This is a genomic window from Aeromonas sp. 600886 (genome assembly GCF_049174935.1).
Lineage (GTDB): Bacteria > Pseudomonadota > Gammaproteobacteria > Enterobacterales > Aeromonadaceae > Aeromonas > Aeromonas veronii_A.
This window is the reverse complement of record NZ_JAAKUB010000003.1, coordinates 190,421-213,795: the sequence shown is the minus strand read 5'-3', so window position 1 is coordinate 213,795 and position 23,375 is coordinate 190,421. Positions and strand designations below refer to the sequence as shown.

Here is a 23,375-nt window from a genome sequence, read left to right as displayed (position 1 = left end):
AGCGCCGTACCGACTGACATCGGGACGGCGCAATACTAAATGCAAATCATTTTTATTTGCAAGAGTGAATCAGGTATTCTTTCGCATCCGCTTAATTATCCATCACATCGTGGCGAGTCTGGTGATAGGCCTCTTCACTCTTGCCCCGGCGCCAGTACGGCACGGCGTAGAGCGACTGGCGATCCACCTCGAGCACAGACCGAAAATGGCGGCGCAGCGGCAGCACCAGCGCCTCTTCCCCACCCAGCCAGAAGAAGCCACCATCGCGCACCAGCGGCAGAGCAATCACATGCTCCAGCAGGCCACTGGACTCGGGCTCGCCGACAAACCAGTGACAGCGCACCCCGACCGGCAGCGTCAACGGCTGAGCATCGGCCTGATCCGGCACCAGAATCGCAATTTCCCCTCTGGCATCGGCAGGCATCACCTCGCACATCGCCATGATGGCGGGCAAGGCGGTGAGATCCCCTACCAGACAGTAGTGATCGGCCGGTTGCAGCATAGGGTTGGGACCACCCGGCCCGGAGAGGATTATCTTCTCTCCCGGCTTGGCATGGGTAGCAAAGGCGCTGGCGGGCCCGCCGTCACCGTGCAGCACGAAGTCGATATCAATTTCCTGCTCATCACGGCGAAACGCGCGGATGGTGTAGGTGCGGATCACCGGCTTGTCAGCCGGGTCACTCCAGCGCGGGCCGCTCGGGGTCATTGCAGGCAGCACCGGCTCTACCTGATGGGGCTGGGCCAGCATCACCTTGATATGGGCACCACCGCAGGTGAAGGGATAGTCAGCCAGTTCGCTGCCACCAAAGGTGATACGACGCAAATGGGGGGTGATCTGGGTAATGGCTTTGACAGTCAGCAGACGGGGACGATTGGGAGGCAGAGATGGGGACACAATGAGGCTCCTCGTTGAGTGTGTTGCCTATGCTACACACAAATGGGAATCACTATCAAATGCGATTATTTCTCGTCTATCCGGCTCAAACATCACTAATCACTACCATCAGCCCCCGAACAGAGAAACGGGCTTATGCACGCTAGTCCCATGATTGGACGAAGAAAGCAGCCGGACAACAACACTGTCACGCAGGGTTCCATTTGCCTATTTCGACCATAGTTTTTCGAGATCAAATTTTATTTCTCAATAAGTTTCCTATCCTTAGTGAAGCAGTTAATGTAAGCACAGGATGCCAAACAGGATTGTATGATGGATGACCAGATCCTGATTATTGATGATGACGAGCTCTCCCTCCCCGACGCGCAGCAAGCAGGCTGGAGGGTGATGATTGTTGACGATGAACCGGAAGTGCATCGCATCACCAAGATCACTTTAAACAAATTCGAGTTTGACAATCGTCCCATCGAGTTTCTGCATGCCTATTCGGCAGCAGAGGCAAAAAAATTGCTGGCCACCACCCCGGATGTTGCACTGCTGCTGCTGGACGTGGTGATGGAGGTCGATCACGCCGGTCTTGATGTCGTCAAATATGTCCGTGAAGAGCTGCAAAACAAGATGGTACGCATCGTGCTGCGTACCGGCCAACCCGGCCAGGCGCCGGAAGATGACGTGGTGACCAACTACGACATCAACGACTACAAGGATAAAACCGAGCTCACCTCCCAGAAGCTGCGCACCCTGCTGCGTGCCAGCCTGCGCTCCTATCGGGATATCCGCACCCTGGAAAGCAACCGGCAAGGGCTGGAAAAAGTCATCGAAGCCTCCAAGGGGATCTTTGAGAAACGGGCGCTGCGTCAGTTTGTCGAAGGCGCCCAAGAGCAGCTGAGCGCCCTGCTCCATCTGGGAGAGACCCAGATTTACGATGTAAAACAATATGCCTACGAAGTGAAGGATCAACTGCTGGAGCCCCTGCTGCCAGGTCATCCCCCGGTGCGGTTGACAGAGGCACCCGAGATACTGCGTCAGGCCATGACCCGGGGCTGCAATATCTACAACACCAACCAGATGGTGCTCTACTGCCAAAACCCGCGCCACCACCTGTTGTTTCATATCGAGACCACTCGCCAGCTCAGTCAGATCGATACCAGCCTGCTGACCCTGTTTACCGAAAACATCATAGTGGCACTGGAAAATATCCGGCTCAACGAGGTGATCGCCGACAACCAGCGGGAGATCATCTATCGCATCGGCGAACTGGTCGAAACCCGCTCCAAGGAGTCAGGGTTACACGTCAAACGGGTCGCGCTCTACACCGAGCTTTTCTGCCATCTGCTGGGGATGAGCGAAGAGCAGAGCGAGCTGGTTAAACGGGCCTCACCACTGCACGACATTGGCAAGGTGGGGATTCCCGATGCCATTTTGCACAAACCGGGCAAGCTGACCCCGGAAGAGTGGGAGATCATGAAAACTCATGCCCAACTCGGTCAGGATATGCTCTCCGGCAGCGATCTGGCGTTGTTCCAGATTGGCGCCACCATAGCAGGCAATCACCATGAGAAGTGGAATGGCAGCGGTTATCCCCGCGGTTTGAAGGGGGCCGATATCCCACTGGAAGGACGGATCGTGGCACTGGCCGATGTGTTCGATGCCCTGGGTTCGGATCGCTGCTACAAGAAAGCATGGCCGCTGGACAAGGTGCTGGCCCTGATTGAAGAGGAGAAGGGGCAGCATTTCGACCCCCAGTTGGTCGAGCTGATGATGGCCAATCTGGACAAGTTCCTCGAAATCCGCGAGCAGAACAAGGATGTCTATATCGGCGATCACTGATTGCTGCCAATCCCTTATCCTAAGGGGTCGAGCTAAAAAAACCGCCCTGCTTATCGAGGGCGGTTTCTTCTCTCTGGTGTATCGTTTTTCCCGAGTCTGGGCTACTGCTCTGGCAAGTTGAGATCTAGCTTGGCTGCCGGTTGGCCGTTTTGTTGATTTTCAGCCTGAGCTGCTGCTAGCGCACGTTTAAAAGCACGCCGTTTTTGCATCACCACAAAACCTGCGCCTCCCAGCAACACCAGTAGTACCCCACCCCCAACCAGAACCCAAAGTAGCCACCCCATTCCCTCTTCAGGCTGCTCTTCGGTAGACTCGGCGCTGGAGGCCTGAGCGGCGGCCGACACCACCTCTACAGGAGGCGGCGGTGGCGGGAAGACATTGAAGGTTTTCACCGGCAACTCGATTTTCAGCTCACGGCCGAGGCGAGTGGTGCCATAGAGGGTTGCTTTCACCTCATGCTGACCGACCTCCTTGAGGTTGGAGAGATCGATATCAAGCTTGGGGTCGCTGGCGGTCTCGCTGAACTCGTAGAGGCCGCCCACATTGCTGGTCACACTCCCCTTGACCACCACGGAGGCGGGATCCAGCTCATCACGGTCGATTAGCAGTGAGAGCTTGGCACCCAGCTCATCCGAAGGCGGCGACAAGTTATAGCTGAACGGATAGGGGTAAAGCAGCACATCCTGATAACGGGCACGGACAAAAACCTGATTGCCCGTGCTGAACATGGCGCGGTACTTGCCACCGGGAATATCATGCAGCGTCACTTCCGCCGTCATGATGCCATCGCCCGGCACTTCGTCGAGCCCCTTGCCATCATCGCGATAGTGGCCAAGTACTTGATCCAGCACGACCTCTTTCTTATCGGCATCGCTGAACGATTGCAGCTTGACGGTCATGCCAAGATCAGAGAGATAGTATTTATCTTTCGGCGGCTGACCATTGATCAGCAACCACGCCTTGAGCTTGACCACCTCCCCCTGATAGAGCTGCATCGGCAGGGCGGCGATATCGAGCCGGATATCGGAGAGAATGCGCACCCGATTGTCGGGATCCACCTCGCCAATCGCCTGCCAGGGGCCCGGCATGGGATTGCGCAGGGTAATGAGATCATGCTCCGGCAGCGCCAGCCAACCCACATCTGCGGGTTTGACCTTGCCCACGTAAAGCTTGCTGCCATCGGGGCGAACCAAGATCACGGACGGGGTGCCCGGCTTGCGCTTGATGATGAAGGTGATCTCCTTCACCCCGTAATCGATGCGAAAGCGGTTATCCAGCAGCGGAATATCGGAAGGGGCAAATACCTCGGTCGCCATCGCCCCCAGCGAGAGCAACAACAGCAGACCGGCACACCACTTGCTCATTGCCGCCACAGACAACTTCCTCCCTTTTTCTGTACCAGATCCAGTCTCGCCTCGTGCAGGGTCTGAACCTCGGCACTGGCACGCACCACCTTGAGGGCGGGTCGGTTGCTCTCCAACCGGCGAATGCTGGTGTCCTGATTGCTCTCGTTTTCATTGCTTTCGGTGGCCAGATTCAGTTTGGTCTGACCACCGGTCATCAACAGATAGACGTCAGCCAGGATCTCCGCATCGAGCAGAGCCCCGTGCAGGGTACGGTGGGAGTTGTCGATACCGTAACGATCGCACAGCACATCCAGGTTGTTGCGCTTGCCGGGGAAGAGATCCCGCGCCATCGCCAGGGTATCTGTGATGGTGCAGATATCCGCCGTCTTGAAGTTGAGTCCGAGCTTGCTGAACTCGTAGTCCATGAAGCTCACGTCAAACGGTGCGTTGTGAGCGATCAGTTCGGCGCCGCGGATGAACTCGAGGAATTCATCGGCAATCTGGCTGAACGACGGTTTGTCACGCAGAAACTCGTCGGTGATACCGTGCACCTGGATCGCTTCCGGGTCGACCAGACGATCAGGCTTGATATAGACGTGATAGTGGTTACCGGTCAGCTTGCGGTTGATCACCTCCACACAGCCGATTTCGATAATGCGGTGCCCCAGATAGACAGGGCCGCCCGCCGTATTCATACCTGTGGTTTCAGTATCCAGAATGATCTGGCGATTCAGTTGGGGTGTGTTCATGATCCAATCTATGTCAAACTTCGGCTTTACTTACTCGCTAGTTTACCCCAAGCCTCATGTTAAAACAGATTGATTGCTCATGTTAAAACAGATTGATGTCTATACCGACGGCTCCTGCCTCGGCAATCCGGGCCCGGGTGGTTACGGGGCCGTGATGGTCTACGGCAAGCACCGCAAAGAGATTTCCGCCGGATTCAAGTTGACCACTAATAACCGGATGGAGCTGATGGCCGCCATCATGGGGCTGCGCACCCTCAACGAACCGTGCAAGGTGCGCCTCACCACCGACAGCCAGTATGTCCGCCAGGGGATCACCCAGTGGATCATCGGCTGGAAGAAGAAAGGGTGGATGACCGCCAACCGGCAACCGGTCAAAAACGTCGATCTCTGGAAGGAGCTGGATGCAGAAGTGGGTCGCCACCAGATTGAGTGGCTCTGGGTGAAGGGACACTCCGGCCACCCGGAGAACGAACGGTGCGACGAGCTGGCCAGAGAGGCCGCCTGCGGCAAGGATCTGGCCGAGGATACCGGCTACCAGCCCTGACGGGCCATTCCCGGTGTGGCGAGGGACTTTGGCAGTTGCCAGCGCCGCCGCACCGGGATCAGTGGAAAGCGCCGTTTACGGGCCGCAATCACATATACCGATGCAAATGCCCTGCAATAATCCCGCCCGATACTCTCCCGCCACCAACTGTGCCAGCTCTGTTTTCCCATAAACGAATAACCAAAGCGCTCGTCGAACATCACCTCGCATCCCAGCAGATGTAGCCAATCCGTCACCCGCCCCGGGGTGAACATTCGTGCTGACCAGGGCATTTTGCGCCGCAAGAACGGCACACAGTGACCGATCCCGACCAGACTCATGGGGTTATAGCCACTGATGATCAGCCAGCCATCGTCGGTCAGCACCCTTTCGGCTTCGCGCAACACCTGATGAGGATCGGCAGAGAAATCGAGGCAGTGAGCCAGCAGGCAGGCATCGACGCTGCCGGTCCGCACCGGCAGATCGAGGGGATCGCCATACATGTCGAGCAATCGCCCGCCGGGGGCGACCCCGATCTGGTGACGAATGGAGGAGCGTTTGCAGGAGAGTTCAGCGCTCAGGGCGCCAATTTTCAGCAGATGATACCCAAACAGATTGGGGCACCAGTTGTCGAGCCGATCCTGGATCTCGGCCGCCACCCAGTCCCCCATAGGCAATGCAGACCAGCTGGTCGGGATCTCGATTTGTTGTTCGGTACGTGCCACCTGCATAATAGGGCTCAACTCGGGGTTTCGAACGCCATCCTGTTATATAAGATACCCTCCCTAAAGAGAAGCAGACTCATGTATCCAGTGATCACAGTTCCAGCCTTTAATGACAACTACATCTGGTTGATCCGCCACGAAAATCACTGTCTGGTGGTCGATCCGGGCGATGCCGCACCCGTGCTGGAGCGGCTCGAGGCATTGGGGCTGGTGCTCGATGCCATCCTGCTGACCCATCACCATCACGACCATGTCGGGGGCGTCACCGACCTGCTTGCCCACTTCCCCCACGCCCGGCTCTATGGCCCCAAACTTGACCCGATGCCGGATCACCACGGTCAGTGGCTGGAAGATGGCGATCAGATCAACTGGCACGGCCTCGCCCTCGAGGTGATCCATGTGCCCGGGCACACTCGTGGCCACATCGCCTACCATGGCAACGGCATGCTCTTTTGTGGCGATACCCTCTTCTCGGCCGGTTGTGGCCGCCTGTTTGAAGGGACGCCGGAGCAGATGTATCACTCGCTGCAACGACTCGCCGCCCTGCCCGATGAGACACTCATTTATTGTGCCCACGAGTACACCCTCTCCAACCTGCGTTTTGCCTATGCGGTCGAGCCGGACAACCCGGCGATCCGCCGCCAGATCGGGCTGATCAGCAAACTGCGGCAACAGGGGCTGCCAAGCCTGCCAACCCGGCTGGGTGACGAACGCACTTTCAACATTTTTCTGCGCTGCGAACAGGATTCAGTGAAATTTTCTGCTGAAAAGCATGGGCTAAAATGCGTGGTAAATCCGGTAGATACCTTCACCATCCTGCGTCAGTGGAAGGACGTTTTTTGAACAAACCTTGATCAGGGGGCCATTGCCCCTTATGATGCGAGCTGTTTTTCCTAAAAATGACCGGAACGAGATGAAGGTACGAACGGCCTTATTGGCAGCGCTGTTGCTCAGCGGCTGCCAAAACCTGAGCCATCAGGATGACCGGGCGCTAACGGCAATCGAGCCGATCAAGTCCCCCCAGGTCAAGAAAAAAGCGCATAAAAAACACTCTTCCCATTTCCTGTTTGGCGATGAACAGCTGGACGAAATGGAAGATACGGACAATCTGTGGGTGCGTATCAGCGATGATATGCAACTGGAAACTCCGGACAACCCGCGCATCCGCCAGCAACGTGAGTGGCTGTTGCGCAATGATAAGCATCTGGCGACCATTGCCAGCCGGGCTGAACCCTACCTCTATCTGATGGTAGAGGAGATTGAACGGCGTGAGCTGCCAATGGAGCTTATTACTGTCCCGATGATCGAGAGCATGTTTGATCCTCATGCCCGATCCCGCAGCAATGCCGTCGGACTCTGGCAGTTTGTGCCAGCGACAGGCAAAAACTTCGGTCTGCGCCACGACAACTGGTATGACGGACGGCGCGATGTGCTGGCCTCCACCAATGCGGCGCTCGACTATCTGGAGTACCTGAACCGCTTCTTTGACGGTGACTGGCTGCAAACGCTGGCCGCCTACAATGCCGGTGAAGGTCGGGTGCGCAACGCCATCCAGCGTAACCAGCGCGCAGGCAAACCGACCGACTACTGGTCGCTCGATCTGCCCCGGGAAACCCGGATGTATGTGCCCAAGATCCTCGCCATGGCTGACATGATCAGCAATGCGGACAAGTACAATATCCAGTTGCCGGTGCTCGCCAACGAGCCGAAGCTGCGAGTGGTGGAGACCGGCAGCCAGATCGATCTGAATGTGGCCGCCCAACTGGCAGGTCTGCGCACGTCACAGCTCAAGGAGGTCAATCCGGCCCTGAGCCGTGGTGTGATGTCGCCCCGTGGTCCTTACCGCCTGCTGGTACCGGTAGAATATGCCGATACCCTGGAGCTGGCACTGGCCGATCTGCCCAAGAGCGAGCGTATTCGTACCCGCTCCTATCAGGTCACCAGTGGCGATACCCTGTCGCGCATTGCCCAGAATCATGGCGTCAGCGTGAGTGAGCTGAAGCTGGCCAACAATCTGCGCAGCAACAACCTGCGTCGCGGTCAGCAACTGGTGATCCCGACCCACGGTCAGGTCAGCAGCAAGGCCAGCTCCGCCAGCAAACCGCAACAGCTGGCAAGCCGTGGCAGCAGCCAGAAGGCCAAAGTCAGTTACAAGGTGCGCTCGGGTGACAACCTGTGGAGCATCAGCCAGGCACACGGCGTCTCCCACGAAGAGCTCGCCAAGTGGAATGGTCTGAATGCCAAGTCGGCGCTCAAGCCAGGCATGAAGCTGGTGGTCTATCCCAAGCAAGGGAAGAAGAGCGACAAATCGATGGTGTATCAGGTTCGCCGTGGCGACTCCATCTCCTCCATCGCGGCTCGCTTCCAGGTGGCCATCAACGATGTGATGCGCTGGAATCAGCTGGATAAAGGGGATTACCTCAAGCCCGGTCAGGAGCTGACTCTGTTTGTGAAGAACAACACCTAAGCCTCACCGCTTGAACCCGATAAAAAACGGGGCTAGTCATCTGACTGGCCCCGTTTTTTATTACTGCGGCTAACCGCTGCTGTGTCTGAGCCGCCGACTAAAACAATGGCTTGGCGCCACCTGCGGATGCATCACCGCTCTGCAGGCAAAACTATCACCGCTATTCCCAGAGCCTTGTCGGCACCACCATCAGCACGGTGCGCTGACCGATCGCCACGTTGGCATTGGGGAAGACCACCGCCTCACGCGGCTTCTCGACCGTGTAGCGCAGCTCACCATCCTCGGCCAACACGAACCCTTGCGGAAATTCGGTGAAGTTGTCCACATCGCTGGCGAATAGAAAGCGAAACTGCTCCGATTTTTTGGTGATCACCCGATCGATGGCAAACAGGGTGAAATCGTCCGCCCGCCACGGCTCCAGTGCCACTTCATCCTGAGTGACCAGCTCCTGCAGTGCCTGCCGGGTTTCGATAAAGCGGGTCATATCGTTCTCACCAAATGGCCGTACCTTGCCCAGCTCCACCGTAAAGGCATGGGCCCCATGCTGGCGGGAGCTGTAGTAGCTGAAGGTCGTGGTCGGGCTGGCGGAGAGCAGAATGGTGCGCACCCCGCAGGCGCCGAGGAACTGCACCTGCTCGCGGCAGTGGGGCCGCTCGTGGGGAAAGGGGTAGACGGCAAACTTCTCGTGGCGCGAACCGCGAATGGCGGTGTGCAGATCGTAGTGGTAACGGGGACGAGCCGGATCGGCAAAGAAGCGGCTAACATACTGCTCGAGGCGCATGGCACGGATCCGCTCCCGATTGCAGAGCCCCTCCCCCTTGCTGTGGGCGCCAGAGAAGAGCCGGTTCATGTTCTCCTCCACTTCTCGCAGCCCCAGATTCATCGCCGCCGGATTGCCAAACAGGAACAGCACCCGATGGCGGGCGCTCAGCTCGCCTGAGAGCAGACGGCTCAGCAGCTGGTTGCAGATCTCGATGGGGGCAGTCTCGTTGCCGTGGATACCGCAGGAGAGGACGATATCCTTGCGTCCTCCCGGCTGATCGCCCGCGCCACGGGCAGGCTCCAGACAGAGCACGCCCGTATCCCAGACGCTGACCCGCGCACCATCGGGCAGGGCAAATTCAAAGGGCTCAAGCTGCCACTCATGGCTGCGGGTCAAGGCCAAAAAATCGTGCTGGGGAATCATCCGTCTCACCCTCTCGCTCTGGAATACTATGGCCGGATTATACGCAAGGCATCGTGGCTTAAAATCATTTTTTAAACAAATTCAAACATTAACGATACAAGTGTGATAACAATCGAACGATGACAGCAATGACAGTAGCGATGTGGAATAAAGAGGAGAGGAAAAAGGATCAACAAATAACAGGGGGAAAACGGGGGGAGATAAAACAGACAATAACAGACCTGGCAGTTGGTCCCCACAGGGGCAGAACAGCAAACGACTCAGCAGAAAAACAAGGCATCCATGCCCGGTAGATCAACCACGCCAGAACGGCTTGGTGGTCTCTTGATAACGGTCAGCTTCGTTCAGGCCGATGTCTTTGAGCAGGTACTCGGGCAGCTCGGAGAGCTGGCGACGGCTGCGGCTGCGTTCCAGCCAGGTCAGAACGGTCATTTTAACGCGAGCAACCAGATTCAATTGGCTGGAATGCTGGTAACCGGTTTCGGTATAAGCCATGTTGGCCATGATGTGGCTCCTCTGAATATTTGTTTACGCACTGGGCTTTATTTGATGCGCAAAGCTTAGTCAGGGAACAGGGCCGACTCAATTGACGAATTTTGATACGTTACATTAGTAAATCTAATGTCTAAAAACGGCAGGATTTAATTTTAACGCTTTGATTTTAAACAAATAATTATTTTAACAGTTGGCCAGCAGAGTCGCACAGCATATTGTGCTGCATGGCACCCATCTATATATGCATTTTACTGCTTTACATATGCAGGGATGGACAAGGTGTGAACAGCTGGCAACAGCGGAGCTACACGTGATTGTTAATTTAATGATCTTGTGGTGATCTTTATTTAACACTCTGAAACATAAATAAAACCATTACCACATCCCCATTCAGAGGCGCACATTGCCCCCTCCTCAAAGTGCCTCTTGGCACTCCAACCGCATGCTGGTATGTTTATTTATACAGTAGTTTTGCTACCCGCAGCAATGTCATACCTGATGTCGTCAACAGCGGGTCAGACCACAGGATCATCGATGGATACCTTTACCCCTACCGCCGCCCTGCGTCAACAGATGGCCGCCATTGAAACCTCTCTCAACCAGCTGGCCGATCTGCTTGGCCAGCTCGAGCTGCAGGAGGCTCATGTCTATCCCCTCCCCCCGGTTGCACAGGGGGAAGAGCACGACCCGATCGAGCAAATTGAGGTGGGCTATCTCAACGGTGAAGCCGCGCTGGCGGCCACCCTCGCCGCCTATCGGGACCACAGCGCCCGCCCCGGCTGCTCCACCAAGGCGACTCATCGGCTGCCCGGCTGGTTGCGCTTTCCTGCCGCCGCAGCTCCCTTGCTGCAACCGCTGATCGACCAAATCAACCAGCACAAGCTTGATTTCAAGGCGCTGGTGCAGCAGGCGGGGGGACGGGACGAGAAGTTCGAGCTGGTACATACCGCCCTGCCCGGGGTGATCACCCTGCAGGTCTACCGCAAGCTGACCCTGTTGGCGGGGGAGCTGCAATCCCTCGGCTTTACCTGGGCCGACAAGCAGACCATCAATCGCCTCAGTCGCGAGCAGGTGCTTGAGATGCTGGAGCGCAGCCGCCGCTACATACCGGCCCTCTCCAACAACGAGGAGTGGAGCAAGATGGTGGATCAGGAGGTCTATGACATTCGCCGTCTGCCCGCCGATGCCGAGCTGCGGATCCGCCGCCCGGTCAAGACCCACCCGATGATCAACCTGCTCTGGCTGGAGCGCACCCCGCGCAAGCAGCAGATCAAGGCGAGCCTGCCTCTGCTGCTCTGCTCGGATACCCCGCCTGCGGTCACCCATCTGGGCAACTATCCCCCCAAGAGCCGACAGGCGCGGCGAGATCGCAAGATTGGCGGTGAGCCTATCATCGAGCGGCTGCACCTCTATCTCTATCAGGGGTGACTGGATCAGGAATAGCTGGGCCGCCTTGCCGCAATAAACGAGTATCCCGCATCTGCATCCCAAATAAGAAAAGGGAGAACATCTCTGGATGTTCTCCCTTTTCTGTATCGATAGGCGGTATGAAAGGTGGCGTCGCCAATCAGCCCATCAGCAGGGCCCGCAGGCTCTCCACATCCAGCCCGCGCACCTCGGACTGGCCGCTCAGCAACCCATCGGCCAGCGCCCGCTTCTCGTCGTGCAGGGCGACAATCTTCTCCTCCACCGTCTGCTCGCACACCAGCCGGTAAACGGTCACCGGCTGGGTCTGCCCCATCCGGTGCGCCCGATCGCTCGCCTGATCTTCCACCGCCGGGTTCCACCATGGATCGAGGTGCAGCACGGTATCGGCCTGGGTGAGGTTGAGGCCGGTCCCCCCCGCCTTGAGGCTGATGAGGAATAGCGGCACCTCCTCGTGGCGAAAACGCAGGATGGAGTCCTGACGGGACTTGGCGGAGCAGCCGCCATCCAGATAGCAGTAATCCCAGGATTTCTGCTCGATGCGGGCCCGCAGCAGGCTCAGCAAGTCTACAAACTGACTGAACACCAGCACCCGATGACCACCGTCAATCGCCTCTTCCAGCAGGGCCATCGCCTCATCCAGCTTGCTGCTGGTTTGCGACCACTCGGGCATCACCAGCTCCGGCGAACAGCAAAGCCGGCGCAACCGGGTCAGACCACTCAACACATGCATCAGGGCACGACCATCGGCACTTTGCACCTGCTGCACCACTTCACGCCGAGTCGCCTCGTAGAGCTGACGCTCTTCGGGGGAGAGGCTGATGTGGTGAATGATCTCGGTCTTGTCTGGCAGCTCGGTCAACACCTCCTGCTTGAGACGACGGAGGATGAAGGGGCTGATCACCGCCCGCAGCAACGCCATATGCTGGGGATCCTTGACCGCCTTGCCAAAGCGGCGCTTGAACTCGCCAAGGCTGCCGAGCAACCCCGGGTTGATAAAGGTAAAGAGGCTCCACAACTCCCCCAGATGGTTCTCGATGGGCGTGCCGGAGAGGGCGAGGCGAAAATCCCCTTCCAGCTGGAACAACAACTTGGCGCGCTGGGTACCGGCGTTTTTGATCTGTTGGGCCTCATCGAGCACCATGGAGGGCCAGCGACGCCCCTTGAGCGCCTCCGCCAGACTGCCGAGCATACCGTAGTTGATGATGATCACCTGCCCCGCTTTGGCATCGCGAATAATGCGCTCGCGCTCGGCGGGATTGTCAAAGATCACCACCTCCAGCTCGGGGGCGAAACGGGCCACCTCCTCCTGCCAGTTGGTGACCACTGACTTGGGCACCACTACCAGGGCAGGGCCAAGGTGCTGGCGCATCCGCAGCACGATAAGCGCCTGCAGTGTCTTGCCCAGACCCATGTCATCGGCCAGACAGGCACCAAAACCGTGATGGGCCAGGGTCGCCATCCAGCGCACCCCCTCTTTCTGATAGTCCCGCAGGGAGGTAAGCAGCTCGTCCGGGCAATCGACCTCCTGCTGCCACTCCTGCTGCAGAGATTGCCATGCCGCATCCCCCTCGGTGGTGATGACCGAGAGCAGACGGGTCAGCGGATAGGCCAGCTTGTGGTTGATCCGCTGCTCGTCGTCGAGCATGGCCCCCAGCATGGAAAGCCGCTCCACCAGCTTGTCGCTCAGCATCAGGCTGGTCTTTTCGTCGAGCTGGACGGTGCGCTGACCCGGGGTCAGCTGACGCAGGATCAGGCGCAAATCGAGGATCTGATGCTCATCGAGGGCCAGCGCCCCTTCGACCTGGAACCAGTCCTGCCGCCGCTCGATGCGCAGGCTCAGTGCCGCTTCATCGAGGCTCTTGAGGCGGGCGCTGTCCTGATGCCAGTGAATGACCACACCGGCATCCACCAGCTCCGGCAGGGCATTGACCAATGCCAGTGCCTGCTCTCCTTCAAGGCGCCACTCGCTGCCGGGCAGGCCGATGGGCAATTGATTGCGCAGTAGCTGGGCCTGCCCCTTCTCGGCCGCGAGATCCCGCTGCCAGTAGTGGTACGCCTTGATCCCCTGCCGCACGATCGCCTCCCCCTTGCCAAGGGGCTGGGGCGGCAGATCCTCAAAGCGGGTCACCAGCTTGACCGACAGCTGACCATCCTGCCAATCCAGTTGCACCGAAGGAATGCCCGGCCAGGGAGCCAGTTCGGCGTTGCCGCTAAGCCCCGCAACCTGACTGTGCCAGGGCAGCTCGGGAATAGCGTCCAAGGTGCGTTGCAGCTCGGCCAGCCCCTCGGCGGGCAGCAGCGGGATGGATTCGAGCGCAGGCAAGCGGTCGAGCAGCGGCTGCGGGGTGAGGATCAGCTGCCACAGATCCTGCGCCAGCGGCATGATATGGGCCCCGCGAGCGGCCGCATCGGGGCAGAGCTGCGCACTCATCCCCTGTTCGGTGGCCACCACCTGCAGCAGGGGGGCGCTGATGGCCAGTTGCAGCTTCTGCCCCTTGGCGTTGAACAAGCGGGGGTGATCGGCCAGCGGCGCCCAGACATCCCGCGGCAGCCGTCCCATCACCCGTGGCAGGGTGCGAACCAGTGCCCAGTCATGCTCGTCGAGCATGGCGGCATACTGGGTAGAGAGCAGGGTCGGATCGACCCGGCGACCGGCGGTCCACTCCCCCTTGGTACTCAGCTTCTGGATCTTGCACTCCAGCTCGGGGCCCTCGGCATGGAGCAGCCACACCAGCCGCTCCTGCGGCTTGCGTAAGCCACTGGCGCGGCCCAGCCCCTGCAACCAGTTGAGCCAGCTGGCAGAGGCCGCGGTTTTATCCACGTCCCCGTCATCATCCTGCTCGTCACTGCCCTCTTGCGCACTCTCCTCACTGCCGCGTAGTTGGCACAAGGGCGCCCCTTTGGCCGCCTCGCCCAACAAGATGCGCAGCAGATCCTGACAAAACGCCATCAAGCGATGATGAGGCTCGGCATCGAGCAGATGGGAGAGGTCCCACTTGTGCAACATGGCCACCTGCGGGCTCTGGGCACCGTGACGGGCCAGCGCACAGAGATCGAGCCAGAGATAGCCCCAGTGGAGCTCCTCCACAGGCAGTTGCAGGGTATCGAACAGCCCGACCGCCTGCCCATGCCGCTCACCGGCCCACTGGCTGAGCAGATCGGCCAGCAGCGGAAATTGTCCGCCAAGGCTGCGCTGCCACTTCTTGCGCTGCTCGCTGGCAATGACGGGGTCTGCCTGCTGCAACCAGCCGAGCCAGAGCAAAGCACTGAAGGCACGCGGCCACTGCCCCTCATGACCCTCGGCCTGCCACTGGCCCAGAGCCGTGAGCAACCGCTCACCCAGCGGGCCACACTCCCCCTGCGAGGCAACCGCCTGCAGGGCAGGCCACAACAGGCTGGAATCGGTGCTTTCGCCATCCCCACAGAGCCAGCGCCACTCCGCCTCAAACGCCTTACCTTGCGCCTGCACCTCGGGGGCACAGCGCACTAGCGCATTGGCCAGCGGCCAGCGCTCTTCATAAGGGGCATCGAGCAGCAGCTGCAGCGAGAAGTGCTCCAGCAACAGTTGCTGCCAGGCGGGGCTGGAACCCGCCAGCAGCAGATGGGCATCTGCGGTATCGAGCAGTGTGAGCAGATCACCGGGAGAGAAGAAAGCCGGGATCTCGCCCGCCTTGCCCCTGCAAAGCTCGCGCACCAGCCCGTGCACCAGATCCTGGCCGGTCACCGAGGAGACCCGGCTCCAGTCAGGGGCAGCACAAAGCCCAGCCCGCACCCCCAGGATCAGCGCCAGCGTCCCCTCTGCAGTCAGGCTCCACTGCTGCTCCCCGCGCAATCTGACAAGGCCGGCGTCATGGAGCCGGGTCAGGTGGCTGGCGAGCTCATGGCCCGCCCCCAGCGTATCTTGTAACAGACGGGTACTGGCGACACGCTGCAGTTGCAAGGCACTGAGCAGCAGATAACTATCCGGGGAGAGGGTGGAGGCAGACATCAAGACTCACGGGCAGATGCAAAAGCGGAATTTTAACGGGAAAGCGTCAGCCACTCGACCCTTTACCGTGAAATAACTCAAAAAAAAAACGGCCATCCGTGATGACCGTCGAAAGTAACGAAGGAAATAGCCGGATCATCCGGTTACCTCCCACAGCGGGAAAATCGGGAGCGCTAGCCCCTAATTCGTGGGGCCAATGCTAGAGGTTGACGTATTAAAAAGCTTTGAAGCGGATCACAATTGAAAATGATTTCTGAAAACGCTTTCAATATTTGGCGACCAAAAGAGATTATTTTGCGCCAAATGAACCATCTTCAGCCTGGCCTTTCTCTCGTCTCGGCATGGATCCCCATATCCCAATGTCCATTCAGTACTCGACGGGTTCTCTTTACACTGACTGCCTGCATGCGCGGAACATCACTGACTGTTGGTAGCTGAGCGATTGCCCTTGTCCGGAGCATTGGCAGACTGATCTGGCCAGCACGCTCGGTTCTCGGCAAGTTACGAGGGCTGCGTGGCAACTCACCGGTTGCAAGAAACGGGGTTCCATCCGACCGGCTTGCCCGGGCTGTCATTGATCGATAGGATGTGCCCCATTCCAAGAAGGCAGGAGCAACATGATTTTGCGACAACGCGTGGCGACAAGACTCCTGCTGCTGGTCTGCATTCTGCTGCTCAATTGTGCACTACAGCCACTGACCAGGCTGGCTCAGCTGGAGATAGCCGCGGGCTGCCATATGCTGACCGCCCCATCCTCCGCCATCGATGTCGATGAGGATGGCCGCGCCGCAACGCCGCAACCCGGCAGTTGCCAGCTCAACGGCAAGTGGCTCAGTGCCGCCAGCCTGCAATGCGCCGAACAGATCTTCTTTGCCATCGCATTCCTGATCGCCCTGCTGGCACCACTGCCCCGTTGCTCGCCCCCCCTCCCCCCACCCAGAAATATCTCCCCGCCAGAACGGCGGCTTCATCTCACCCTTTGTGTCTGGCGAGAATGAGTCAGTCGCGGCTTAAACAACCCTGACTTTCATTTTCAAGAGACAACACCATGTCAAACATCTTCAAGACTGCCCTCTTGCTGGGCAGCCTGCTGTGGCAATCCATCGGATTGGCCAGCGATACCGGCTGGCTCACCAGCCCCCGCAACGATCACGCACAAATCCGGCTGCAAGCAGATAGCCGGGATCCGGCACAGCCCCGGATGCTGCTCAGTCTGGCACTCGAGTCCGGCTGGAAAACCTATTGGCAAAACCCGGGTGAAGGGGGAATTGCCCCTGAAATTCTCTGGGATGATCCCCAACTCACTCAACAATGGCACTGGCCAGTGCCAGAGCGATTCGCGGTCAGCGGCATGTCGACCCAGGGGTATCAGCAGGCCGTTACCTTTCCCATCAGCCTTGGCCATGGCAACCGCAAGGCGCTGACCGGCACGTTACGCCTTTCAACCTGCAGCAACGTCTGCATCCTGACCGACTACCCTTTTGCCCTTGCTCTGGATGGTACGGCACCGGACGGATTCGACCTTGCCTATGCACAGGCGATGAGCAAGCTGCCTCAAGCCATGCCCAAGAGCGTCAACCTCCAGGCCGGCTACCAGCAAAACCGGCTACAGCTGAGCGCTAAGCAGCAAGAGGGGTGGCGGGCTCCGCAGATTTTCCTCCAGCAGCTGGAAGGGGTCGAGTTTGGCGAGCCCAGCCTGGAGGTGCAGGGCAATACCCTGATTGCCCGCATTCCGGTCAGCGATGGCTGGCAAGGGGATGCACCAGATATCCGTCATCAGCAACTGGGCGTGGTACTGGTCAACGGTGACGAAGCCTGGCAGCGCCAGGTCACCATAGGTGATCCCCTGCTACTACCCGCTGGTGGCCACTCGCTGCGCTGGATCCTGGGAGCTGCACTGCTTGGGGGGCTTATTCTCAACCTGATGCCCTGTGTGTTGCCGGTGCTGGCCCTCAAGCTGGGATCAGTACTGCAGCTGGAGACCCGTGAGCGTCGCCCGGTTCGCTTGCAGTTCCTGGCGGCAAGCGTTGGTATCCTGGTCTCCTTTTGGGCGCTGGCACTGATGAGCACCCTGCTGCGCGCCACCCAGGGGGCCGTCGGCTGGGGTATCCAGTTCCAGAGCGTCTGGTTTATCGGCTTCATGGTCGTGGTGACCTTGCTGTTCTGTGCCAACCAGCTGGGGCTGTTCGAGATCAGGTTATCGAGCAATGTCAACACCCGTCTGGCAACCGCGGGTGGCAACGGCATGGCCGGTCACTTTATGCAGGGCTGCTTTGCCACTCTGCTGGCAACACCCTGCTCCGCCCCTTTCCTTGGCACCGCAGTCGCCTTTGCGCTCGGGGCGCCATCCGGTCAACTCTGGCTTGTCTTTACCGCACTGGGGATTGGCATGAGCCTGCCATGGCTGCTCATCGCCGCCCTGCCCCGTCTCGCGCTCTGGTTGCCAAAACCGGGACGCTGGATGGGGCGCCTGCGCATCCTGCTCGGCCTGATGATGCTGGGCTCCAGCCTCTGGCTGCTCAGCCTGCTTGGCAACCATATCGGCCATAACGGGGTGGTGATCCTGATGGCTCTGATACTGGCAGCCCTGCTGCTGGCGGTCGTATGGCGCCACGGTATTCGCGGTGTAACCCTGGGGCTGGCGCTGGGCTGCTTGCTGGCCGCAGCCCTGCTGCTCGGCGGCGCCTTCACCATGGAGGGCAAACCACAACAGGATACCGTCCACTGGCAGCCACTCTCGGAGCAGGCCATCCAGGACGCCCTGGCACAACACAAGCGGGTCTTCGTCGATGTGACCGCCGACTGGTGCATCACCTGCAAAGCCAACAAATTCAACGTGCTGCTGCGCGATGATGTGCAACGAGCCCTGAGTGCCCCCGATGTGGTGGCCTTGCGCGGGGATTGGAGCCGCCCCTCAGACAGCATCGCCGGCTTCTTGCGCCAACGCGGCAGTGTGGCCATTCCTTTCAACCAAATCTATGGCCCCGGGCTACCGGGTGGCGAGATCCTCTCTCCCCTGCTGGATCGTGCAACTCTGCTGGCCACTCTGGAGCACGCTGCGAACGCCCCTGTTCAAGGAGAAACAAGATGAGATATATCCTGCTCATACAGACCCTGCCGGGAGAGCGGGGCATACCCGCAGCGCAAGGGGGAAATTATCGGCAATCGGCTGATCTCCCTCATATAGCGCTCGGGGGCAACGTCAAAAACGCACTGGTCATCAAGGGGGAGTCATGACAGCAACATCATCCCGGATCCTCCGTCTGCGCCGCTGGAGCAAGGAGGCCCTCTGGCTGCTGCTGTTGGCGGTGATTATCTCGACAGCGCTGGACCTCTGGCGCAGTCCGGCGCTGCCAGAGGAAAGCCCGCTGCCTCAACTGCTGCTGCAAGATGGCACTCTGGCCGACCTGCAGACAATGAGTCGGGACAGACCACTGCTGATCTATTACTGGGCCAGCTGGTGCGCAGTCTGCCGTGTTACCACACCGACAGTGGAGCAGCTATGGCGAGACGGCGAAAACGTGCTGACAGTGGCGCTGCGCTCCGGCGACCAAGCCAGGTTGCAGCAGGGGATGGCCAGGAAGGGGCTGACCTTCCCGACCCACAATGATGAGCATGGCGACCTTGCCGCCCGCTGGCAGGTGAGCGTCACCCCCAGCTTCCTCATCATCAAGCAGGGTAAAGTGGTGAGCTCCACCACTGGCTGGAGCTCGGGCCCGGGACTGAAACTGCGGTTGGCCTGGGCCAGCCTCGGCTAACTCGGCCCGCCAGGGAGCACTATTGCGGCCCCTCTTCCCGCTGAAGAGGGGCTTATCGCCAGCCATCCGATGCCTATTTATCAGTGATGGGTGGCCCCCTCGCGGGTTAATGGCTCAAATCGGAAGTGGTAATCCATCGGCGATCGCGTGGGCGGTGAACCGTGATGGATACCATTCATGGGTTGACGCTGAACAAGGCAAAGCCCAGCAAGCGGGAGATAATATGTCCAAAACCAGATAGGGAGCCCGGTCATAGAAGATCAGCAACCGAATTTAATGTTCCCGACAACGCTTGGGCTTCACGGCGTTCACTACGCATAAAAAGCACGGGGGCCTGATGGCCCCCGCAAACACACCGGATGAGAAAATGCCTTACTTGGCGGCGCTATCCTTCACGCACTTCTGGATAAAGCTGTTCTTGGCCGCGCCAGCCAGCTTCTTGTCGGCTGCCGCCTTCTCGCACTTGGCTGCCGGATCCACTGCCGCGCCCGTCTTCACGCACTTCTGGATAAAGCTGTTCTTGGCCGCACCGGCCAGCTTCTTGTCGGCGGCCGCCTTCTCGCACTCGCCGCTCGCGGCGCCAGCGGCATCTTTCACGCACTTGCCGACAAAGCTGGTCTTGGCGGCGCCGTTAAGCTTTTTGGCCGCGGCCTGCGCCTCGCACTGCAACTGGGCTGCGTCGTTGGCAAAGACCGGATTGGCCAGCAGCACGCTGCCGCAGAGCAGGCCGAACAGGATGGTACGCTTCATGGGTGATCTCCTCTCTATCTGGTGATGTGTTTGCACGGTCATATTTGCATGACGATGTGTTGCAAATGGCTGTGATGGCAACAGCTGATTGTTGCCGCAGATCCCCCGCCTCGCCAGTTTGGGAGAGGGAGCACAGGGCAACCATCGCCCGCACTATAGCGCCGATTGGCTGAGCGGGATTGTCCCCGTAAAGCCTTCTCCAACAGCAAGCCTGCCCCCTACTTTCCCGCCAACCCCAATAGAATCAAGGGTCATGGGAATCCTGCCTCCGCCCACACCCTTTTATTGAGCCAGCGCAAAAAATCAGTCATTACTGACACTTACGTCATTTTTTGACTGGTGTGGCCAGATTCGATTGGCTTAACATAGCCATCCGGTGCCTATTCATCAGTGATGGGTTGCTACCCTCGCTGGTTAATGGAGCATATTGGAAGCTGTAATCCACGGGCGGTAGCGTGGGTTTTGCACAGTGATTTATGCATTGCGTAGGTTGGCGCTGAGCGCAGCGAAGCCCAACACGTATGCCTTCGATTAGTTGGTTCCCATTTCGTGTAACCGAACAGACCGGATATTTCACCCCCTACACCGGAAAGGAGAACCATGCGCTATCGCCGAGCAACAACCAGCGGGGCATGTTGGTTCTTCACCGTCAACCTGGCTGATCGCAAGCAGGATCTACTGGTACGTCATATCGACCTTCTGCGTGAAGTGATCCGCAACGTCAAACAACAACACCCCTTCGAGATCATTGCCATGGTGGTGATGCCGGATCATCTCCATGCCATCTGGCAACTACCACCGGATGACAGTGACTATCCCATGCGCTGGTCTCTGATCAAGGCTGGCCTTTCACGAAATCTCGCCAAAACAGAGCGGATACGGGAGAGCCGACTCAGAAAACGGGAACGCGGTATCTGGCAACGCCGTTATTGGGAGCATCTGATCCGGGATGACAAAGATCTGCAAGCCCATGTCGATTACATCCATTTCAATCCGGTCAAACATGGTTATTGTGCCAAACCTGTCGATTGGCCTTACTCGTCAATTCATCGCCATATCGCCGTAGGATGGATAACGCCAGATTGGGCCATTGATAGTGACTCGGGTCGGGAATAATCGGCTTGGAATGTTTTGTAGGTTGGCGCTGAGCGTAGCGAAGCCCAACAAACGGGATATATGACTTTCCAAACAAGATGAATTTTGACCATATAAAATCAAAAACCGAATTTAGCTTTCTCGGTAAACGTTGGGCTTCAGTTCGTGTAGGTTGGTGCTGAGCGTAGCGAAGCCCAACAAATGAGAGATATTACTTCCAAAGCAAGATAAATTTTAATCATACCAAAATCAACAACCAAATAAATTTTAGCTTTCACGGTAAACGTTGGGCTTCACTTCGTTCAGCACCAACCTACGATATTTAGCCCAACATGCGTGTCCTCGACCAGTGCTCAGAAAGGTTGGTGTACCAGATTTTCGACAGATACTAATTTACCGAATTGTATTCAAATCGAATAAAAATACTACTAATAAGGTAAATGTAAAAAGGATACAAAAATGAGTTTTAAGAAAGATCTGGAAAATCATTTTAAGCAATTTGATGCATCCCCGATATTATTTGTTGGGTCGGGGGTTTCCAAACGTTATCTAGGATTATGCTGTTGGGAAGATTTACTTAAAATTTTTTCTGAAAAAATTGGTGAGAATCATGTTCAACTTCGGGCAAAATCTAGCCAGGATTGGCCCCTGTATGCTCAGATGCTTGCTAAAACCTATTCAGAAAAATGGTGGGGTACAGATGAGGCTGAAAAGCTAGTTAAAGAACATGAGGAATTATTTACAGATGAGCAATCCCCACTAAAAGTATCAATTTCAGTATTCATTGGTAATTCCCATAACAATGTCACCAGTGATGAGTCACTAAAAGAAGAAATTTCATTATTAGCACGGGCTAACATAGATGGTATTATTACAACTAATTGGGATATGTTCTTGGAACAACAATTCCCAAGATTTACGCCTTTTATTGGTCAGGATGGATTAATTACTGGTCGTAGTCACGGCATCGCTGAAATATATAAAATTCACGGATGTTGCTCAAGTCCAAACAGCTTAGTTCTAACATCTTCAGATTACGATAAATATCGTAAAAAGAATCCTTATTTATCATCAAAACTTCTAACGATGTTTATTGAAAGACCAGTTGTATTTTTAGGTTATTCTTTGACTGATCCACATATAGCAGAAATTCTTGAAGATATAGTAAGTTGCTTTCCAGTGCAAAGTTTAGAGTTTTTACAAAATAAACTATTATTTGTTGAGTGGAAGCCTGATACAGAAGAAGCGAGTATTAGTGATTCAGTTATTCATAAACAAATACCAGTGAAGTATGTAAGGACTTCATCTTACAAAGAAATATTTGAAGTGTTGAGTGAAACCAAGAAAAGAATTCCAGCCCACTTGTTTAGAACAATAAAAGATGAGCTTTATGAGCTTGTATTAACGGATGATCCTAAAGGAAAGCTATACGTTCGAGATGCAGAATCAATAGCAGATGCAAAGGCACAAACAGAATTTGTTGTCGGTTATGGTGCTATTTCGATGGTTAAAAAATCAGAATCAATGGCGGCAAAAGGATTAGTTGGACTAGAACGATTTGATCTTATGCGAGAGGTTGTATTTGAAAATGGTAATTATGACTGGAAGCAAGTTGCCAATGATGTTCTGCCTAAGCACTGTAAAGGTAATGCAAGAATACCAATCTTTCATTTTTTAAATAATGCTGGCTTATTAAATACAGATGGGACATGTATAGAGGATTATAGTTTTTCGAATGGAGTTAAAGCCAGATTCCATATCGATGAGAGCTCATTTAGATCTAGTGGCGGTGATAGCAAAAGAGCTGAGAAATATTCTGAAATAAAAATTGGAATAAATGAGTTGTACAACAGCGATGATGATTTTGGCGTATTCCTAAGAATGGTTCCATTTATGGATTTCGGTTTAATAAAACGCGATATTAATGATTTATTGAAAATCCTTAAAAAGCATTTTGATGATGCTTTATTGATGCCGAGTATATCAAGTAATTTTTGTAAGTTGGTGTGTATCTTTGATTTTGTAAAAAACAGCAATCGTTTTCAATAAACTCATTTAAGGAACTTTTACCCCCCCTTCTGAGTCAGTCATTACTCGGATGACTCATAATTTAGCCACCTTTCCCAATCCAGAAAATAAA

The 23,375-nt window shown here is 56.6% G+C and carries 18 protein-coding genes; 10 read left to right on the top strand and 8 right to left on the bottom strand.

The genetic code is table 11. The features are described 5' to 3' along the window. Nucleotides 1-91 precede the first annotated feature (91 nt). A complete protein-coding gene (locus tag G5179_RS04065; RefSeq protein ID WP_421257912.1) occupies nucleotides 92-895 on the bottom strand; it encodes a siderophore-interacting protein in 804 nt (267 codons plus the stop codon). 312 nt (nucleotides 896-1,207) lie between these two features. On the opposite strand from G5179_RS04065, the gene G5179_RS04060 reads away from it, so the two are divergent. Further along, a complete protein-coding gene (locus G5179_RS04060; protein WP_216954328.1) occupies nucleotides 1,208-2,725 on the top strand; it encodes an HD domain-containing phosphohydrolase in 1,518 nt (505 codons plus the stop codon). A gap of 101 nt (nucleotides 2,726-2,826) precedes the next feature. Here the strand turns inward: G5179_RS04060 and G5179_RS04055 are convergent, their stop codons facing one another. Then, entirely contained in the window at nucleotides 2,827-4,089 is a 1,263-nt protein-coding gene (locus G5179_RS04055; RefSeq protein WP_201937230.1) for a TIGR03503 family protein, read from the bottom strand. Next, nucleotides 4,086-4,820 (bottom strand): DNA polymerase III subunit epsilon, encoded by a 735-nt coding sequence (dnaQ, locus tag G5179_RS04050; RefSeq protein WP_279496581.1) that lies wholly within the window; start codon nucleotides 4,818-4,820, stop codon nucleotides 4,086-4,088. The genes G5179_RS04055 and dnaQ overlap by 4 nt, the downstream gene beginning before the upstream one ends. A 79-nt stretch (nucleotides 4,821-4,899) precedes the next feature. On the opposite strand from dnaQ, the gene rnhA reads away from it, so the two are divergent. After that, entirely contained in the window at nucleotides 4,900-5,364 is a 465-nt protein-coding gene (gene rnhA / locus G5179_RS04045; RefSeq protein WP_005353268.1) for a ribonuclease HI, read from the top strand. Here the strand turns inward: rnhA and G5179_RS04040 are convergent. Beyond that, entirely contained in the window at nucleotides 5,352-6,074 is a 723-nt protein-coding gene (locus G5179_RS04040) for a methyltransferase domain-containing protein (RefSeq protein WP_164536439.1), read from the bottom strand. The genes rnhA and G5179_RS04040 overlap by 13 nt on opposite strands. A gap of 72 nt (nucleotides 6,075-6,146) precedes the next feature. Here G5179_RS04040 and gloB point away from each other — a divergent pair, with 72 nt between their 5' ends. After that, complete coding sequence (gene gloB, locus G5179_RS04035; protein ID WP_421257911.1) at nucleotides 6,147-6,911, top strand: hydroxyacylglutathione hydrolase; 765 nt, start codon at nucleotides 6,147-6,149, stop codon at nucleotides 6,909-6,911. 70 nt (nucleotides 6,912-6,981) lie between these two features. Further along, on the top strand, nucleotides 6,982-8,535 hold the full coding sequence (locus G5179_RS04030; RefSeq protein ID WP_421257910.1) for a LysM peptidoglycan-binding domain-containing protein: 1,554 nt from the start codon (nucleotides 6,982-6,984) through the stop codon (nucleotides 8,533-8,535). Nucleotides 8,536-8,695: 160 nt separating this feature from the next. Here G5179_RS04030 and astE read toward each other — a convergent pair whose 3' ends face one another. Both astE and G5179_RS04020 read right to left on the bottom strand, forming a co-directional pair. After that, complete coding sequence (astE, locus tag G5179_RS04025; protein WP_158112368.1) at nucleotides 8,696-9,721, bottom strand: succinylglutamate desuccinylase; 1,026 nt, start codon at nucleotides 9,719-9,721, stop codon at nucleotides 8,696-8,698. 294 nt (nucleotides 9,722-10,015) lie between these two features. After that, on the bottom strand, nucleotides 10,016-10,225 hold the full coding sequence (locus G5179_RS04020) for a DUF1127 domain-containing protein (RefSeq protein WP_158112369.1): 210 nt from the start codon (nucleotides 10,223-10,225) through the stop codon (nucleotides 10,016-10,018). Between the two features lie 525 nt (nucleotides 10,226-10,750). Between G5179_RS04020 and G5179_RS04015 the strand changes: the two genes are divergently transcribed. Next, nucleotides 10,751-11,644 (top strand): DNA replication terminus site-binding protein, encoded by an 894-nt coding sequence (locus G5179_RS04015; RefSeq protein ID WP_158112370.1) that lies wholly within the window; start codon nucleotides 10,751-10,753, stop codon nucleotides 11,642-11,644. A gap of 139 nt (nucleotides 11,645-11,783) precedes the next feature. Here the strand turns inward: G5179_RS04015 and G5179_RS04010 are convergent, their stop codons facing one another. Then, nucleotides 11,784-15,632, bottom strand: coding sequence for an SNF2-related protein (locus tag G5179_RS04010; protein ID WP_421257909.1), 3,849 nt, complete (start codon nucleotides 15,630-15,632; stop codon nucleotides 11,784-11,786). A 617-nt stretch (nucleotides 15,633-16,249) separates the two neighbouring features. Here G5179_RS04010 and G5179_RS04005 point away from each other — a divergent pair. The 3 genes from G5179_RS04005 to G5179_RS03995 all read left to right on the top strand — a co-directional run bounded on the left by G5179_RS04005 (nucleotide 16,250) and on the right by G5179_RS03995 (nucleotide 19,390). Further along, entirely contained in the window at nucleotides 16,250-16,630 is a 381-nt protein-coding gene (locus G5179_RS04005; RefSeq protein WP_288728523.1) for a hypothetical protein, read from the top strand. A gap of 50 nt (nucleotides 16,631-16,680) precedes the next feature. Beyond that, entirely contained in the window at nucleotides 16,681-18,723 is a 2,043-nt protein-coding gene (locus G5179_RS04000) for a protein-disulfide reductase DsbD family protein (RefSeq protein ID WP_421257908.1), read from the top strand. Between the two features lie 142 nt (nucleotides 18,724-18,865). Next, nucleotides 18,866-19,390: a protein disulfide oxidoreductase gene (locus G5179_RS03995; RefSeq protein ID WP_216978388.1), complete on the top strand. Its 525-nt coding sequence runs from the start codon at nucleotides 18,866-18,868 to the stop codon at nucleotides 19,388-19,390. A 372-nt stretch (nucleotides 19,391-19,762) separates the two neighbouring features. Here G5179_RS03995 and G5179_RS03990 read toward each other — a convergent pair whose 3' ends face one another. Beyond that, entirely contained in the window at nucleotides 19,763-20,140 is a 378-nt protein-coding gene (locus G5179_RS03990) for a hypothetical protein (protein WP_421257907.1), read from the bottom strand. Nucleotides 20,141-20,740: 600 nt separating this feature from the next. Here G5179_RS03990 and G5179_RS03985 point away from each other — a divergent pair. Further along, nucleotides 20,741-21,256 (top strand): REP-associated tyrosine transposase, encoded by a 516-nt coding sequence (locus G5179_RS03985; RefSeq protein ID WP_421257906.1) that lies wholly within the window; start codon nucleotides 20,741-20,743, stop codon nucleotides 21,254-21,256. 438 nt (nucleotides 21,257-21,694) lie between these two features. Then, nucleotides 21,695-23,284 carry an SIR2 family protein gene (locus G5179_RS03980; protein ID WP_421257905.1) on the top strand — a complete coding sequence of 530 codons (1,590 nt, stop codon included), beginning with the start codon at nucleotides 21,695-21,697 and terminating at the stop codon, nucleotides 23,282-23,284. Nucleotides 23,285-23,375: the final 91 nt, after the last annotated feature.